The organism is Tahibacter caeni, from assembly GCF_024609805.1.
GTDB lineage: Bacteria > Pseudomonadota > Gammaproteobacteria > Xanthomonadales > Rhodanobacteraceae > Tahibacter > Tahibacter caeni.
On record NZ_JANFVR010000022.1, the window covers coordinates 1 to 15,093 of the forward strand.

A 15,093-nucleotide genomic window follows, 5' to 3' on the forward strand; every position below is an offset into this window, starting at 1 on the left:
GGCGGCAGCGGTCGCTGCGGCGCCGGCCACGACCGCGGCGGCGGACGCGTCGTCCGATCGCTTCGCCGGACTGGAGCGGCGCGCGGCCGCCGGCGATGCCGATGCGGCGGCCGAGCTCGGCGGCCTGCTCGGCGTGTGCTGGCGTCATTCGAAGGGCAGCGCCAAGCAGATCGAGGAGACGGTGATCAGCGGCATGGCGGCCGGCGTGGACCCGCCGCGGATCGCCGGCACACCGGCGCCTCCCGAACTCGTGATCCTGTTGTTGCAGCAGGCGCAGCCGGAGCTGGAGCAGCGCTGCGCGGGCCTCGACAGGGAACGGCTCTGGAAGGACCGGACCCGTGCGCCGGCCCTGCTCGAGCGTGCTGCCGATGCGGGCCGCGTGGAGGCCATGCTCGACTACGCGCAGTACGCTTTCGTCGGTTACAACGGCCCCCGTCACATGCTGATGGACGCGGACGAGGTCGTGCGGCGCAAGCAGAAGGCGCGCGCGTATCTGCGCCAGGCGCTGGGCCGCGGCGACGCGCGCGCGCTGTTCCTGCTCGGCGACGCCTATGCATCGGGGCCGCTCGAGAACGTCGATCCGCTGCAGTCGTATGCGTACCTGAGCGCGTTCTTCCGCTCGCCCGCGGCGCAGGAGTGGCCGCCGCGCCTGGGCGAGCTGTACCTGCAGACGCTCGCACAGCATCTGGATGCGCAGCAGCTCGCGCAGGCCCAGGCGCAGGGCCTGCAGCTGTATCGCGATTTCGAGGCGGGAGCGCCGACGCAATGAAACGTCCCGGAATCGCCGCCGGCGTGCTGGTGCTCGTGTTCGTTCTGGTCTGGTGGCTGCGGCCGAGCGCAAAGCCCGTGCCGCCTCCGGCTGCGCCGCCGGTGACCCAGGCATCGCCAGCGCCCGCGGCACCGGCTCCAGCCATTAGGCCGGCGGCGACCGCTCCGGCTCCGGCGATCAAGGTCGCCGCATCGCCACCGCCGCCGCTGCCCGAGGATCTGCGTTCGGCGCGGCGGCTGTCCGACGTGTTCGACCAACTGCTGCGGCGCGCCGAGAGCGGCGACGTCGCAGCGATGGCGGCGCTCGGCACGCGTCTCGTGCCGTGCGAGCAGGCGTCCCTGCGTCGCCTGCGCGAGCAGTTGCGCGACGATGCGGACTCGCCCGGCAACGCCGTCACGTCCGCTGCGGCGACGGCCAATTACGAGCGCCGCCTGGGAGGACAACACAACGACATCGCCGATTGCGAGGCCGTGCCCGGACCGTTGCGCGACGGCGGCCTGGACTGGCTGGAGCGCGCCGCGGCGACGGGCTACGGCGAGGCCCAGGTCGCCTATGCCGATGCGGTGTTCGACCAGTTCACGCAGCTCGACGACGACGAGGCAGTCGCCCGGATCGAGGACTATCGGCGTCGCCGCGATCTCGCGCGGCGCTTCCTGGCAGAAGCGGTGGCCCATTGCGCGACGCGCGCGCTGTTCACCCAGTACTACTGGGGCGAACTGCTGTTCGACCCGCGCGACGAACGCGCGTATGCGATCAATCTCGGCGCCGCCACCGACGCGGTCGCGCGCATCGACGTCGAGCAAGGCCTGCCCGCGACGGCCAGACAGGAACGGCAGCGGCAGTTCGACGCGCGGCTGCAGAAATTCGACGAGGCGGCCCGCGCCGAGGCGCGGCGTCGCGGCGAAGCGCAGTTCAAGCTCTGCGCCGGGCATTGACCGCTGCGGTTGTGCGCGCTCCGTCGCAATGCGACCATCGCGCGATGAACATCGCCGATTTCATCCACGTCACCGAGGTGGACCAGGGGCCGCCGTTCGCCGAAGACCTGTTCCGGCGCAACTACAAGACCCGGGCGCCGGATTTTCCGCACCACGTGGTCGCGTTCTGGAAGCGCGACGACGGCAGCTTCGTGCCGGTCAGCTACGTGCATTTCACCGACTGCGGCGACATCTTCCTGGCCGGCGGCGCCGCTACCGACGGCGACCTGCTGCGCACGATGAGCGAAGCCCAGCGCCACGCGCTACGCGACTACGGCGGCCTGATGCTGGCGACCCTGCGCTACGGCTTCGAGCGCTGGGGCCCGCGCTGCGAAGCGATCTTCACCTGCTGCGGCGATGCGCGCGCGCTGCAGACCACGCCCAAGCTCGGCTTCGGCGAGACCGGCATCGAATACCTGCTCGTGCACTGGACGCGCGAGCCCGGCGAGCGCCGGCGGCGCGAGCTGACCGCGAAGGCCAGGAGCTTCATGCCGTTCTGAGCGCACGGCGGCCGTCGCCGGTCGACGGACGCCGGTCGCGACGATCCCACGACTTCGAGCGAGGCCACGCATGCACAGCGGCGAATACTTCGACCCGCGCGAAATCCTGCCGATACAGCTGCACGATTTCCTGACCATCACCGAGATCGACAGCGCCGACTTCCTCGTCGCCGATCTGTTCCGGCGCAAGTTCGGCCATCCGCCGCCGAACATCCCGCGGCATGTCGTCGGCCTGTATCGCGCCGACGACGGCGGCCTGCACCTGGCCGGCTTCTCGCACATGATGCCGTTCGGCGACGTCTACCTGTCCGGCGGTTCCTGTACCGACGGCGACACGGCGCGGCGCATGCGGCCCGAGCAGCGCGAGGCGCTGCGCGCGGCCGGCGGTCTCTGGTTCTATCTGCTGAAGTACGCGTTCCGCAAATACGCCGACTGCTGCGACGCGTTCTTCGGCCATTGCGGCGACAGGCGCGCGCTCGAAGTCGCGCTGGCCGCGGGTTTCGTGCAGACCGGGCACGAGCACGTCATCGTCAACTGGCACAAGCCGCTGCACGACAATCACAAGCGCGCGCTGACCGCGAAAGTGCACGCGCTGGGGCCTTTCTGACGCGGCGAACGCCGCGGTGCTGACGGCTCACTCGAAGCCGTCGGCGAACAGCGCGTCGCTGCCTTCGATCGCGACGCCGACTTCCAGCGACGAGGCATAGCCGTCCGCGTTGCTGCCGCTGACAGCGGCGAGCTGGTACACGCCGCCGTCGTTGCCGAACACGTTGTCGCCGTTCAACGTGACGCCGGCGAGATTCTGCGTGCTGCCCGGATACAGCGAGCTCTGCGAATACACCGTGCTGCAGGCGTCCTGCGGCAGCGCGAGCTGCGAGATCCGCGCCGCGTTCGCGCCTGAAGTGGCTTCGGCCAGCGAGCGGTAGACCTCGAAATGGATGTGCGGCCAGCGGCCCGGATAACAGCCCGGAAAGATCGAGGTGAACGTCACTTCGCCGTTGCCGTCGCTGACCTGCACGCCGCGCAGGTAGTTCTGGCCGGTGATGCCCGAGGAATACATGGAATAGCCGCCGGTCGCGTTGCAGTGCCAGATGTAGACCGCGAGCCCGGCCAGCGGCATGCAGCCCGAGACGGTGCTGACCAGGCGCAAGGTGACGCTCAGCGGCGTGCCGGCGGCGCCGGCCGTGCCCGCCGCGCCGAAGCTCGTACGGATGTCCGGACGCACGATGCCCGACTGGGTCAGCGCGTTCGGGCCGTTGGTGCCGTCGCCGGGGTACGGGCCGGCGGTTTCGCCCGGAATCAGCGAGCACGCGATCGAGCGCAGCGGCAGTGCGGCGGCCGCGGCGAGCGAGCCGAGCAGGAAGCCGCGCCGGCGCAGCCGATCGCGCTCCTGCAGTACGGACAGGGTTTCGCCGAGACTGGCGTGGGTGTCGCGCAGCACCGGCAGGAGGGGACGGAAGGCCATGGCGTACCTCGGCGGGCAAGGGACGCGCGGCCGGCCGGGAAGACGGCCGCGCGTCGGGGGCGGACGGGGAGCGGTCCGCGTCGAAGCCGAGACTAGCCGCCGAATTGGGAAGCGCTGCCGAGAAACCGTGCAGATTTGTAGGAGATCGACGGCGTGCCGCTCAGCCCGCCGCACTTTCGAGAATGCCGCGCAGCGCCTCGGGCGAGCGCCAGTGCCAGCCGCAGATGTAGCGCGGCAGGTTCCAGCGGTCGCTGTCCATCGTCACCGGCGCGGCGCCGTCGCCGAATGCGGCGTCCAGGCCCACGGCCGGGCCGCGCCGCGGCAGCCAGTCGGCGCGCAGGAAGTCGTTGACGTGGCCGAACGGATAGCAGAACAGCCGCGGCGCCTGCGGCGCGAGCTGCTGGGCCAGATAGTGCTGCGCGCGCGCGATCTCGAACTCGGCCTGGGCCTCGCCGGCGACCGCATGGAAGTCGCCGCGCGCGAGGCCGTGCGGCCCTGGGCTGTCGAGGCACGGATGGTTGTGGTCCCAGCTGTGATTCTCGATCGCGACCAGCCCCGAGTCCTGCGCCGCGCGCCACCAGCGCGACTGCATCCAGTCGCGGCCGACCAGACATTGCCGGTCCATGCGTTCGCGCGCGAGCGGATCGGCGATGACGAATGCGGTCAGGTGCAGGTCGGGCTGAGCGCGCGCGCCCTGGTGTTCGCGGAACCGGCGCAGGCTGTTGTAGAAGCTGCGCTGCACGCCGTGCTGCGGATGGTCGAGGTCGTCGTAGTCGAAGTTGCTGCCGTCGTCGCAGGTCAGCGCGACGCAGCCGCGCAGGTCGCGGCGGCTGCGGCCGAGCCGCTGGTCGACGACCCACTGCAACGGCACTATGCGCAGCTGCAGCGAGTGGATCAGCTCCAGATCGGCGGCGAATGCGACGTGGTCGTTGTCGGCGTAGCCGCCGCCGGCGATGTTGACGCCGTGATAGGTGAGTATGGGAACCTGCATGATCCTGGCGCGCGGGAGCAGACCGGACATCATACGCAGCGGCGGCCGCGACGGCACCGAGGCGGTTCGCGATGGCGCCACGCCGGCGCCAATTTTCCCGATACCGGCAGGGCCAATCCCTGCGTGGGTGAGTTTTGCCGGGGGCGCCGCTAGAATGCCGCGCTGCTTTGCAGGCGGCGCTTCGCCTGCCGCTTCCCTTCCTTCATTTCCCGCGCGAAATCCGGAATTTCCATGGCCGCCAGCACGCTCAATCCCTACGATCTCTACGATGTCCGCTCGATGCTGTCCGAAGAGGAAGCCCTGGTGCAGGACACCGTCGCCCGCTTCACCGACGAGCGCGTGCTGCCGATCATCGGCGATTGCTTCGACAAGGGCGTGTTCCCGACCGACCTGATTCCCGAAATGGCCGAACTCGGCCTGCTCGGCTCCAGCCTGCCGACCGAATACGGCTGCGCCGGCATGAACGCGGTCGCCTACGGCCTGATCTGCCAGGAACTCGAGCGCGGCGATTCGGGCATCCGCAGCTTCGCGTCGGTGCAGTCCTCGCTGTGCATGTATCCGATCTACGCCTACGGCAGCGAGGATCAGCGCCGCCAGTGGCTTCCGCAGATGGCCGCCGGCAAGGTCATCGGCTGCTTCGGCCTGACCGAGCCCCACGGCGGCTCCGATCCGGCCAACATGAAGACCACCGCCAAGCGCGACGGCGGCGACTGGATCATCAACGGCGCGAAGATGTGGATCACCAACGGCAACCTCGCGCACATCGCCGTCGTCTGGGCGCAGACCGAGGAAGGCATCCAGGGCTTCATCGTCGAGAAGGGCACGCCGGGTTTCGTCGCCCAGGAAATCCACAAGAAGATGAGCCTGCGCGCGTCGGTGACCTCGGGTCTGTTCTTCGACAACGTACGCGTGCCCGACGCGAACCGCCTGCCGAACGTCAAGGGCCTCAAGGGACCGCTGGGCTGCCTGACCCAGGCGCGCTACGGCATCACCTGGGGCCCGATCGGCGCGGCCATCGCCTGCCTGCGCGAGGCCACCGAATATTCCAAGACGCGCGTCCTGTTCAGCCGCCCGATCGCCGCGACGCAGAGCGTGCAGCTCAAGCTCGCCGACATGGCGCGCCGCATCACCCAGGCGCAGCTGCTGTCGCTGCAGCTGGGCCGTTTGAAGGACGCCGGCAAGATGCAGCCGACCCAGGTCTCGCTCGCAAAGTGGAACAACGTGCGCATGGCGCTGGACATCGCGCGCGAAGCGCGCGACATCCTCGGCGGCGCCGGCATCACGACCGAGTACTGCCCGATCCGCCACGCGCTGAACCTCGAATCGGTCATCACCTACGAAGGCACGGAAACCGTGCACCAGCTCGTCGTCGGCCGCGAGCTGACGGGCATCAACGCGTTCTGATCCGTCGGGCGGCGCGGATTTTCCGCGCCGCCCTCGCGCCCCCCCTTCCGCGCCGGTCTGCGCACGGGCATCCGTCTGTCCACCGGCGGCCGCCGGGAAGAAGCACGGGCCTGCCTTCCCTTTCGCCGAAATGCGGAGCGGCCAATCCTGCGCGGCGATGCCTGACTTTCCGCACTCCATTCGCCGCGACCCGGCCGGGTTCTTCAGCCCGACGTGCGAGCGCGTCGGGCGCCTTGTCGCCTGCGTTTCCGGCCGCTGAGACGCACCGCTGCCAAGTCACGGCAGCCGGTCTTCGTTCGGATGCGTGATCACGTTTGCGGCGCTTTGCCGTTGATGCTCTCGGCTGCTGCGATTCAGTGCTGCCAATGTCCCGATCTCCAGTCGTCGCTCTCCGCGCAGGCAGGAAGACGAGGACTCAGTGCGTTTGTCCCGGCGACGTCCGCACGCGCCGTATTTTTCCTAATTTCTTTGTCCAGCGAGGTCCGTCGTGTCGGTCGTTCATCACAGGGAAACCGCGGCGGATGCCGCAAAACGTCAGGCGAACCCGCCTGGGCCCGGGTCCCGCGCCGCAAATTTCTGGTTGCTGGCCTGTTTGCTCCTGTTCGCCGCGGTGTTCGCGGGCGGGTCCGGAACCGCCGCAGCGATTTCGGTGCCGACCGAGGATGCGTGTCCGGTTTCCGGCGATCCGCCGGTCAATCCCGGCTCGGTACGTACCCATCCGGGGCATTGGCACAACCCCAAACGTTCCGGCACGGGATGGGACTTCTTCTACGCAGAATCCAATACCACGATGGTCGGATATTGGTATACCTACGACTCGAGCGGTGCGCCGATCTGGTATGCCACGTCTCCGATCACGCTGACGTCGTCGACCTCGACCTGGAGCGGCACGCTGTATCGGATCACGCTGACCGCGAACAGCGGCGTGACATCCACGCAGGTCGGCGAGATTAGCGGTCGCCTGTATACGGGGTCGACACGGCGCATGGGATTGCGCTGGAACCTGACCGGCTCGTTCGCGAACCCGCCGCAGGAATGCGTTTACGACATCTACGGCGAGGCGGCGGTCAACGTCGGCGAGGCTTCGACGCCGGCGTTCGGCGGAAACTGGTACGACGCCGCTCACTCCGGCTGGGGCTATCTGTACTCGATGGGCCGCGACGCCACCCAGTACAACGAAGCCGAGAAGCTGCTGATCTACGACGTCGACGGCAAGCCGGTCTGGCTGCTGGCGCTGACCAACAGTCCGAGCGTGCCCGGCAATTCGGTGACGGGGCGTGCGCTGACCTACAACAAGCTGCGCAGCGGCTACACGATCGCGACCGATTGCGTCGACGATCCGGCCACGCAGAACCAGAATGAGTGCGTGGACGGATACGCGGGCGGCAGCTTCACGCGGAATTTCGTCAGCGCAACGTCGGCGACGATCAGCGTGTCGTCGAATATCGCCGCCAACCTCGGCGGCAGAATCAATCGGCCGGTGGTCTGGCCGAACCCAGGCGTCGTTTTTCCGGGCGATCCGGCGAACGGCATTCCCGCGAGCGTGCTGACCTATCCGGTGACGCTGGCCAAGGCGACTCTGCCGACGCAAGTACTTGTCAACAGCTCGTACTGCGAGGCTGCGAGCGCCATCAGCACCTGCGACGTCTACGTGGCGTGGTCTTCAGAGAATTCCACGGACCGCCTGTACCGCTACAACATGCTGACGGGAGCACGCGATCCAATCGGAAGCTCGGCGGTCGGTTATCGGCCCGACGCGCTGTTGCCGGGTACGCGCGTGCGTTACGAACTGCGCCGCGGGTCCGCGCTCGGCGCGTTGATCTTCGTATCGCCGGAGGTGCTTGTCAGCGTCGGCGGCGGCGACGTCAACTCCGGGCCTGCCGATGTGCCGCCGGCCCCGGTGGCGTTCCAGGAACCGATTCTCGATACGGCTTCCGACACGGTCGGCGCGCTCGCGGCCAACTTCAAGGTCAACGAGGGCGGCGCCGCGACGTACAGCGTGCCGCTGTATGCGCCGCGCGGCCGCGGCGGACTCACGCCCGAAGTATCGCTGGCCTATACGAGCACCAGCGGCGAAGGGCTGCTCGGTACCGGCTTCACCCTGAATGCCGCGTCGTCGATTCAGAAATGCCGCAGCAGCAGGGAAGCCGGCGACGGCGACGTGACCAGCAGCAGCCTGGATCAGCTCTGCCTGGACGGCCAGCGTCTGCTGATTTTGAAGGGTACGCATCTGACGGCCGGCGCCGAGTACCGGACGGAGCTCGAATCCTTTCAGCGCATCGTGCTGACGGCGACGCCGACGATCCCCGCGGCGACGTTCGGCCTCTCGCAGCCGGTCCCGACCTTCGCGTTCACGGTCTACGGCAAGGACGGTTCGGTGCGCCGGTTCGGCGACGCGGCCGGCACCGTGGTTGCGCCCATCGGGTTCGGCCGCGCCGCCGCGATCACCTGGCTGCAGACCGAGAGCAAGGACGTGTCCGGCAATGCGCTCACCTACAGCTATTCCTCGCAGGGCAGCGGAACGCTGAGCCTGCCCGGCGAGCGCACCCTGGACCAGATCAGCTATGTCGGCGGCGCGGTGAACTTCGCCTACATCGCATCCGGCCGGCGCGACATCAGCCATTCCAATATCGGCGACGCTTACGCGAGCCGGCTGCTCAAGAGCGTCACGGTCTACGGCAGCGACAACCAGGCGCTGCGTCACTATGTCGTCGGCTACGCCGATCCTCTCGCGTCGCGGCCGCGCGTCGCGAACCTGCGCGAATGCGCCGATGCAAGCGAGCAGGTCTGCTATCCGGCTACCACGTTCTCCTGGAGCGACATGGCAGCGACGGCCGATGCCGGCAATTCGGACGGCGGTACGAACCGTCTGTTTCCGAACCTGCTCTCGCATCGGCTCGGCGACTTCGACGGCGACGGGCGCAGCGACATCGCCTGGATCGATCAGGGCGGCCGCATCAGCGTGGCCTACGCGCAGGCGAACGCGAACGGCATAACGTTCGCGCAGACCAGCAATGTCGTGCGCGTTTTCCGCGTCGATCCGGCCGGTGCGTTCCAGACCCTGGACATCGATGCCGACGGCCTCGACGACCTGATCTACCTGACCGAGTCCGCAACGACGCCCAATCGCGTCGCCTGGTACCTGCGGCGTTCGACCGGCAGCGGGTTCGCGGCCGCGGAGCTGCTGCTGGACAACGTCGGTCCCGTCGACACGACGGAAACGTACAAGTACGAATCGAGTCTCGTCGATCACACGGGCGACGGCTTGCCCGACCTCGTTTTCCGGATAGGCCTGGACAACAACCGGATCGCGATCATGCAGCGCGATCCCAACAACGCGGACCGGCCGTTCTCGTTCGCCGCGCCGATGCCGGTGCGTCTCGTCGACGGCGACGGCAGCGGACTCAATCTCTGCGCATCCTCGACCTACACGCCGCGCCGGGATCAGGAGCGTGCGCAGGTCGTGGACATCGACGGCGACGGCCGCTCGGACCTGAGCTTCATGTCGGCAAATGCGGCCTGCGCCAGCGGTACGCCGATCGTGACCGGCAACGGCAGCGTGGAAGAGGGACTGCCCCTCGATCCCATTGCCCAGGAAGGGCCCGATACCCCGCTGGGGACGCCGGTCGCCTACTACGCGGTGACGTATCGCGCCGAAGGCATCGTCGCGGGCCCGGGCGGAATTCCCGAGTTCCGCTTCGTTCGCAGTGGTCGAGGCGTGCGCGTCATCGAGGAGCACAGCGCGACGTCGAGCAGTCACGCGCGGCAGCGCGTCATGACCGCGGACCTCAACGGCGACGGCTACATGGACTACGTCTATCTGGCCGACAACAACCAGTGGCATTTCAACCTGACCGTCGCCGATTCCGCGTACGGTCTGGATCAGTGCGTCGCCAACTGCCTCGACGCCAACCACACGGACAAGGTCCAACTGCTCGACTACGACGGCGACGGCAAGCTCGACTTCTGGTGGCCGGACTCGTCGACGCCGAACCGCAACTACAAGGTCTATCTGTGGAAGGGCGACGGTTTCGCCTCGGCGGCGATCAATACGACGTTCATCGCGACGGCCGGCAACGACTGGCTGCGCCTGCCGGGCGATTTCGACGGCGACGGGCAGGTCGACAATCTCGTCGTCAAGCCGATCAGCAACGGCAGCGCCGACGGCGGCTGGAGCGTGCGCCGCTCTGTCAATCATCATCAGCCGCGCGGCACGATCGTCAGCATCGTCAACGGACTCGGCGCGCGCACCGAGATCACCTATTCGCCGTTGACGTTCTCGTCAGTCTATCGCCGCGACTACGACGGCCCGCTGCGGACCTGGGGCCGCGGTTCGGCCGTGTTCGACATGAATCTGCCGAATTTCGTCGTGCAGTACGTCAGCAGCAGTGCGCCGACCGCCACCGACCCGTCGAGCCAGTCCATCGTGCAGTACCAGTACCGCGGCCTCAAGATTCAGGCCGGCGGACGCGGCTCGCTCGGCTTCGGTCGGGTGTCGACGACGGATTTGCAGACGCTGGTCAGCGTCGACACTTATCTGCAGGGCGAATTCCCGTTCGTCGGACTGCCGCTGCAGACGCGCACGCGCAAGCTGACCGGAATTCCCGTCGACGGCTGCCGCAATGCCGGCGGTCTTGTCGAAACGTCCGCCTGCTTCTCCCGAGTCCCGATTTGTCCGTACGGCAAGCTGCAGATGTGCGACAGCTCGCTGCCGGAGCCGTCGGCGTTCGTCCTGAAAATGTTGATCGACAACTACGGCTGGCGCTACCAGCCGACGACGCCCGTGGTCAACGGGCCTGCGCGCACGCTCAACTATTACAACCAGGGGTTGACGACTGTTCCGCCGATGAGCCGTACCGTGCCGTCGATCTTCGTCGCGCGCACGCTGTCCAACATCATGGACTACGAGCCCAACACGGCGCAGCAAACCCGATTCGTCGCCGTGCTCTTCTCGGAGAACGGCTATGACGACTTCGGCAACGTGCTGCGCAGCACGACGACGACGCGGCGCCGCACCGTGTCCAGTACGCCGAACGACACGGTCGTCGTATCCGATGTGCGCAACGCGTACGCGGACGACGACGTCTCGTGGAAGCTCGGCCGGCTCGTCACGACACGGACTTTCACGCGTCGCGAAGAGAAGCGCGGCGCATCCACGATTGCAACGACGCTGGGCCGGCGCTCGACCTTCACCTATGCCGATCCATTGAACGGCTCCGACACACGCAAGCTGCTGCATTCCGAGCGGGTGGAAGGCATGGTCGGCAGCGATGTCGATACGCTCAGTGCCGACACCGCGGCCGGCGGCACGGTGACTTACTACGAGCACGATTCCGCAGGCAATCGCATCGGCTCGTTCACCTGCAGCGCGGCCATCGCCGAGACCGCCTGCCGCGCCGGCGCCGGCGCCGCCGGCTACGCATTCCATCCGACCGACAGACTCGTGATGCGCTACGCGCGCTCGACCTACGACGCGCTCCAGCGCTACGTGCAAAGCGTGCGCGGAGCGGTTTCGAGCGGCGGCGACACTGCTTTCGAAGCGTCGCTTTCCACGGTGCTGGCACGCAACGGCGGCGGCGACGAACTCGACATCCAGGACGCCAACGGAAAGGTGAGCCATGTGCGCTACGGACGTCTGGGCCGCAAGCGTTTCGCCCATGATCAGACCGGCGTCTCGACGCGCACCGACTGGTCCCTGTGCAGTACCAACTGTCCTTCGGGCCTGGCACTGGCGTACGTGGAGGTCACGACGACGAGCGGCGCGCCGACCAGCCGCGTCTTCCACGATCTGCTCGGTCGTCCCGTCCTGAGTCTGCGCGACGGACTGCTCGCGGGCGACTACATCGCGACCCTGACCCGCTACGACACGCGCGGCAACGTGGTCGCGGTTTCGGAACCGTTCTTCGCCCAGAACGCGACGTCCGGTGCCGCGGCGCCGCGGGCCGGCCAGTCGGTCACGTTCACGACGACGGAATACGACTATCTCAACCGCCCCTATCGGATCACCGCCGCCGACGGCGGCGTCACGACGAAGCAGTATCTGACGGGACAGACCGTCACGACGCTGCCGGTCAACGGGAGCGGCTTGACGCAGACCGTGAGCGAGGACTTCACGCCGCAGGGCGAAGTCCAGTCGACCACCGATGCGAAAGGCCTTGGCGTGACGCTCAGCTACGACGCGGCTGGACAGGTCGTCCGCGCCGAGCGCAACGGCCGCGCGACGGTCAGCACCTACGACACGCTGGGTCGCAAGCTGTCGACGACGGACCCGGATACCGGCGCGTGGGCCTACGTGGTCAACGATGCCGGCGAGACCGTGGCGCAGACCGGTCCGCGCGGGCATTGCACGGCGCAGCGCTACGACGGACAGGGCCGCCTGTGGCAGCGCACCGACTATCTCGGCACCTGCGGCAGCGGCAGCGTCTATGCCTCGGCGAGCTGGTACTTCGACACCGCTTCCGGCGGCCGCGGCAAAGTCGTTTCGGAGCAGTCGAACGAGGGCGGCGCGGTCGCGGTGACGCGCTACTACACCTACAACAGCCTGGGGCAGCCGGTCGAAGTGCGTACCGAGCAGGACGGCAAGAGCTACCTGCAGCAGCAGACCTTCGACAGCTACGGTCGCCCGTTCCAGACGTTCTTCTCGGCGCCCGGTGTGCCGACGACGGGCGAGCGCACGGAATACAACGAACGCGGTTATGCGTTCCGCATACGTTCGGCCTATCCGGCGGCGGTCGGCGCGATCTACTACGAGGCGCAGGAAGCCGACCCCCATGGCAAGATCCGCCGCGAACGCATGGCCATCGGTGCCGAGCTCGTGACCGTACGCGACTTCGACGTGCGGGGCCGGCTCAAGCGCCAGCGCGTACAAGGCACCGGCATCGCCGACGCGCAGAACATCGGCTACGACTACGACCTGGTCGGCAACGTGCTCTGGCGCGATTCCCTGAGCGGCAGCACGACGCTGCGCGAGACCTTCGCTTATGACGAACTGCAGCGTCTGACGGGCAGCAGCGTGCAGCAGAACGGCGTTGTCGCGGGCAGCACGGCGTACACCTACGACGGCGAAGGCAACGTGCTGACGAAAGCTGGGGTCGCCTATACCTACGCCGGCTCGATTTCGTCGCGCTGTGCGCTGGAGGCCGGCGTGGCGGTGCCGGGACCGCATGCGGTCAGCCGCGCCGGCGCGACCGACTACTGCTACGACGCGAGCGGCAATGTGATCCGCACCGCAAACGGCGGCGACGAGCGCAGTTTCGCCTATACGAGCTACGACAAGGTCCGGTCGGCACGTTCCGACGTCAGCAACACGCGTACGGAGTTCAATTACGGCCCGGGACGCGAGAAGGTCCGCCGCCTGGACTTCCCGAGCGCCGCGGCGACGAATCCGACGGTGATCACCGAGTTCGTTTCCGGCGCCGAAGTGCGCCTGTCGAACAATGTCATCGACGAAGTCGTCCGCCACGTCGGACCGGTCATGATCAAGCAACGCCGTTTCGGCACGGTCTACGACGTCGTACGCCAGTACCGCGTCGTCGATGCGCTGGGCTCGACGGACGCGGTGCTCGACATCTGGGCCGGCGCCATCAATGCGAGCGCGCGCATGAGCTTCGACACCTTCGGCCAGCGCCGCAATACCGCCGGCTGGACCTCCGCGACGCCCTGGAGCGGCACGCTGCGCAGCGAGCTCGAGCAGACCACGCGACTGGGCTATACCGGCCACGAGCAGGCGGACGAAGTCGGCATCGTGCACATGAACGGCCGCATCTACGATCCGCGTCTCGGCCGTTTCCTGCAGGCCGATCCGTTCGTGCAGGCGCCGCGCGACAGCCAGAGCTTCAACCGCTACAGCTACGTGTTCAACAATCCCATGGCCTACACCGACCCGACCGGCTATTTCGGCGGCAAGGAACAGGACAATGTCCGCACCGGCGTGGCCATCGTCGTCTCGATCTTCCTGCCGCAGGCGCTGATCGCCAACGGCATGAACGCGACCTACGCCACCATCGTCACCGGCGCCGTCGCCGGCGGCGTGCAGAGCGGCAACGCCCGCGGCGCTGCCGTCGGCGCACTGACCGCGGCCGCCTTCGTCGGCATCGACAAGGCCTTCGGCGTGAATCCGCAAGCGCAGTGGGGCGGGCTGAGCCAGAGCGCCTACGCCGCGCGGGCGCTGTCCTATGGCGCCGCCGGCGGTGTGCTGGGCACGATCCAGGGCGGACGATTCGGACACGGCTTCGTCAGTGCGGGGTTTGGTACCCTGCTGGCGCCGGTAAGCGCCGATGGCAGTGATAACGCATTCCTCAGCGGTATGGGCGCTGTTGTCGTCGGCGGAACGGTTTCGTCAGTTGCCGGGGGAAGCTTTGCGAACGGAGCACTGACAGCTGCGTTCTCATTTTCTCTTGGAAGCATTTCAAGCTCGAAGACGGTCTCGGACGGTCCAAACGACGGAGTAGGAAATCTGGAGGCGGCAACTCCTTGGTACGTCCCTGACTTCTCGGGTTCGATGGTGAAAGTGGCTTTTCGTGGTCCCATTGATGCCGGTGGCATTCAACTGGTTCTTTCGGGAAGCGCTGGCTACTATGGCTCGGTCGGTATGCCGATCCAGTATGTGCAGGTGCCCGTAGGAACATCAAACAGTATTACGGTAGATGCTGGTCTGGGTACCCCGCTGCTCGAAACGGGAAGCATGCGTGCTTTTGCATCAGTTTTCTCTACTAAAGCTTTCGGGGCAACTTTTTGGAGATCGAAGGCCGTATCGATCAATTTGTCGTCCCGCGATGTTGCTTATGTCTTCACGCATGAGATGGGGCACATTTTCGGACTTGCAGACAGGTACGACCAACAGACTTTCGCGGCCTTGCCCGGCTTTGAAGGTAATCTCATGGCTACGCACGGCGGAAATTTCTTGGCCCCATTTCAACTTCAAGTTTTGCAGCAGAATTTAGGCGGTTCTTTCAACCAAAGGCTCAAGGCTGCGGACAGGGACTTTTGAT

General features: G+C 67.2%; 8 protein-coding genes. 6 read left to right on the forward strand and 2 right to left on the reverse strand.

Going from position 1 to position 15,093, the window contains the following annotated elements; all coding sequences use genetic code 11:
* The 4 genes from NON22_RS03610 to NON22_RS03625 all read left to right on the forward strand — a co-directional run.
* The coding region (locus NON22_RS03610; RefSeq protein WP_257385544.1) for an SEL1-like repeat protein at positions 1-769 on the forward strand (769 nt) is incomplete at its 5' end.
* Positions 766-1,704: a hypothetical protein gene (locus NON22_RS03615; RefSeq protein ID WP_257385545.1), complete on the forward strand. Its 939-nt coding sequence runs from the start codon at positions 766-768 to the stop codon at positions 1,702-1,704. The genes NON22_RS03610 and NON22_RS03615, both read left to right, overlap by 4 nt.
* Positions 1,705-1,748: 44 nt before the next feature.
* Positions 1,749-2,243 (forward strand): hypothetical protein, encoded by a 495-nt coding sequence (locus NON22_RS03620; protein ID WP_257385546.1) that lies wholly within the window; start codon positions 1,749-1,751, stop codon positions 2,241-2,243.
* A 70-nt stretch (positions 2,244-2,313) separates the two neighbouring features.
* Positions 2,314-2,850 (forward strand): hypothetical protein, encoded by a 537-nt coding sequence (locus NON22_RS03625; RefSeq protein ID WP_257385547.1) that lies wholly within the window; start codon positions 2,314-2,316, stop codon positions 2,848-2,850.
* 27 nt (positions 2,851-2,877) lie between these two features.
* Here NON22_RS03625 and NON22_RS03630 read toward each other — a convergent pair whose 3' ends face one another.
* Positions 2,878-3,708 carry a dioxygenase family protein gene (locus NON22_RS03630; RefSeq protein ID WP_257385548.1) on the reverse strand — a complete coding sequence of 277 codons (831 nt, stop codon included), beginning with the start codon at positions 3,706-3,708 and terminating at the stop codon, positions 2,878-2,880.
* A gap of 160 nt (positions 3,709-3,868) precedes the next feature.
* A complete protein-coding gene (locus tag NON22_RS03635) occupies positions 3,869-4,699 on the reverse strand; it encodes a polysaccharide deacetylase family protein (protein ID WP_257385549.1) in 831 nt (276 codons plus the stop codon).
* A 231-nt stretch (positions 4,700-4,930) separates the two neighbouring features.
* On the opposite strand from NON22_RS03635, the gene NON22_RS03640 reads away from it, so the two are divergent.
* Both NON22_RS03640 and NON22_RS03645 read left to right on the forward strand, forming a co-directional pair.
* Positions 4,931-6,103: an acyl-CoA dehydrogenase family protein gene (locus NON22_RS03640; protein WP_257385550.1), complete on the forward strand. Its 1,173-nt coding sequence runs from the start codon at positions 4,931-4,933 to the stop codon at positions 6,101-6,103.
* A gap of 790 nt (positions 6,104-6,893) precedes the next feature.
* A complete protein-coding gene (locus NON22_RS03645; RefSeq protein WP_257385551.1) occupies positions 6,894-15,092 on the forward strand; it encodes an RHS repeat-associated core domain-containing protein in 8,199 nt (2,732 codons plus the stop codon).
* The last annotated feature ends 1 nt before the right edge of the window (position 15,093 follow it).

Bases quoted from the DNA above. Each gene is read 5' to 3' on its own strand.
- NON22_RS03615 (WP_257385545.1), top strand. From the start codon at position 766: ATGAAACGTCCCGGAATCGCCGCCGGCGTGCTGGTGCTCGTGTTCGTT.
- NON22_RS03645 (WP_257385551.1), top strand. From the start codon at position 6,894: ATGGTCGGATATTGGTATACCTACGACTCGAGCGGTGCGCCGATCTGG.
- NON22_RS03625 (WP_257385547.1), top strand. From the start codon at position 2,314: ATGCACAGCGGCGAATACTTCGACCCGCGCGAAATCCTGCCGATACAG.
- NON22_RS03635 (WP_257385549.1), bottom strand. From the start codon at position 4,699: ATGCAGGTTCCCATACTCACCTATCACGGCGTCAACATCGCCGGCGGC.
- NON22_RS03640 (WP_257385550.1), top strand. From the start codon at position 4,931: ATGGCCGCCAGCACGCTCAATCCCTACGATCTCTACGATGTCCGCTCG.
- NON22_RS03620 (WP_257385546.1), top strand. From the start codon at position 1,749: ATGAACATCGCCGATTTCATCCACGTCACCGAGGTGGACCAGGGGCCG.
- NON22_RS03630 (WP_257385548.1), bottom strand. From the start codon at position 3,708: ATGGCCTTCCGTCCCCTCCTGCCGGTGCTGCGCGACACCCACGCCAGT.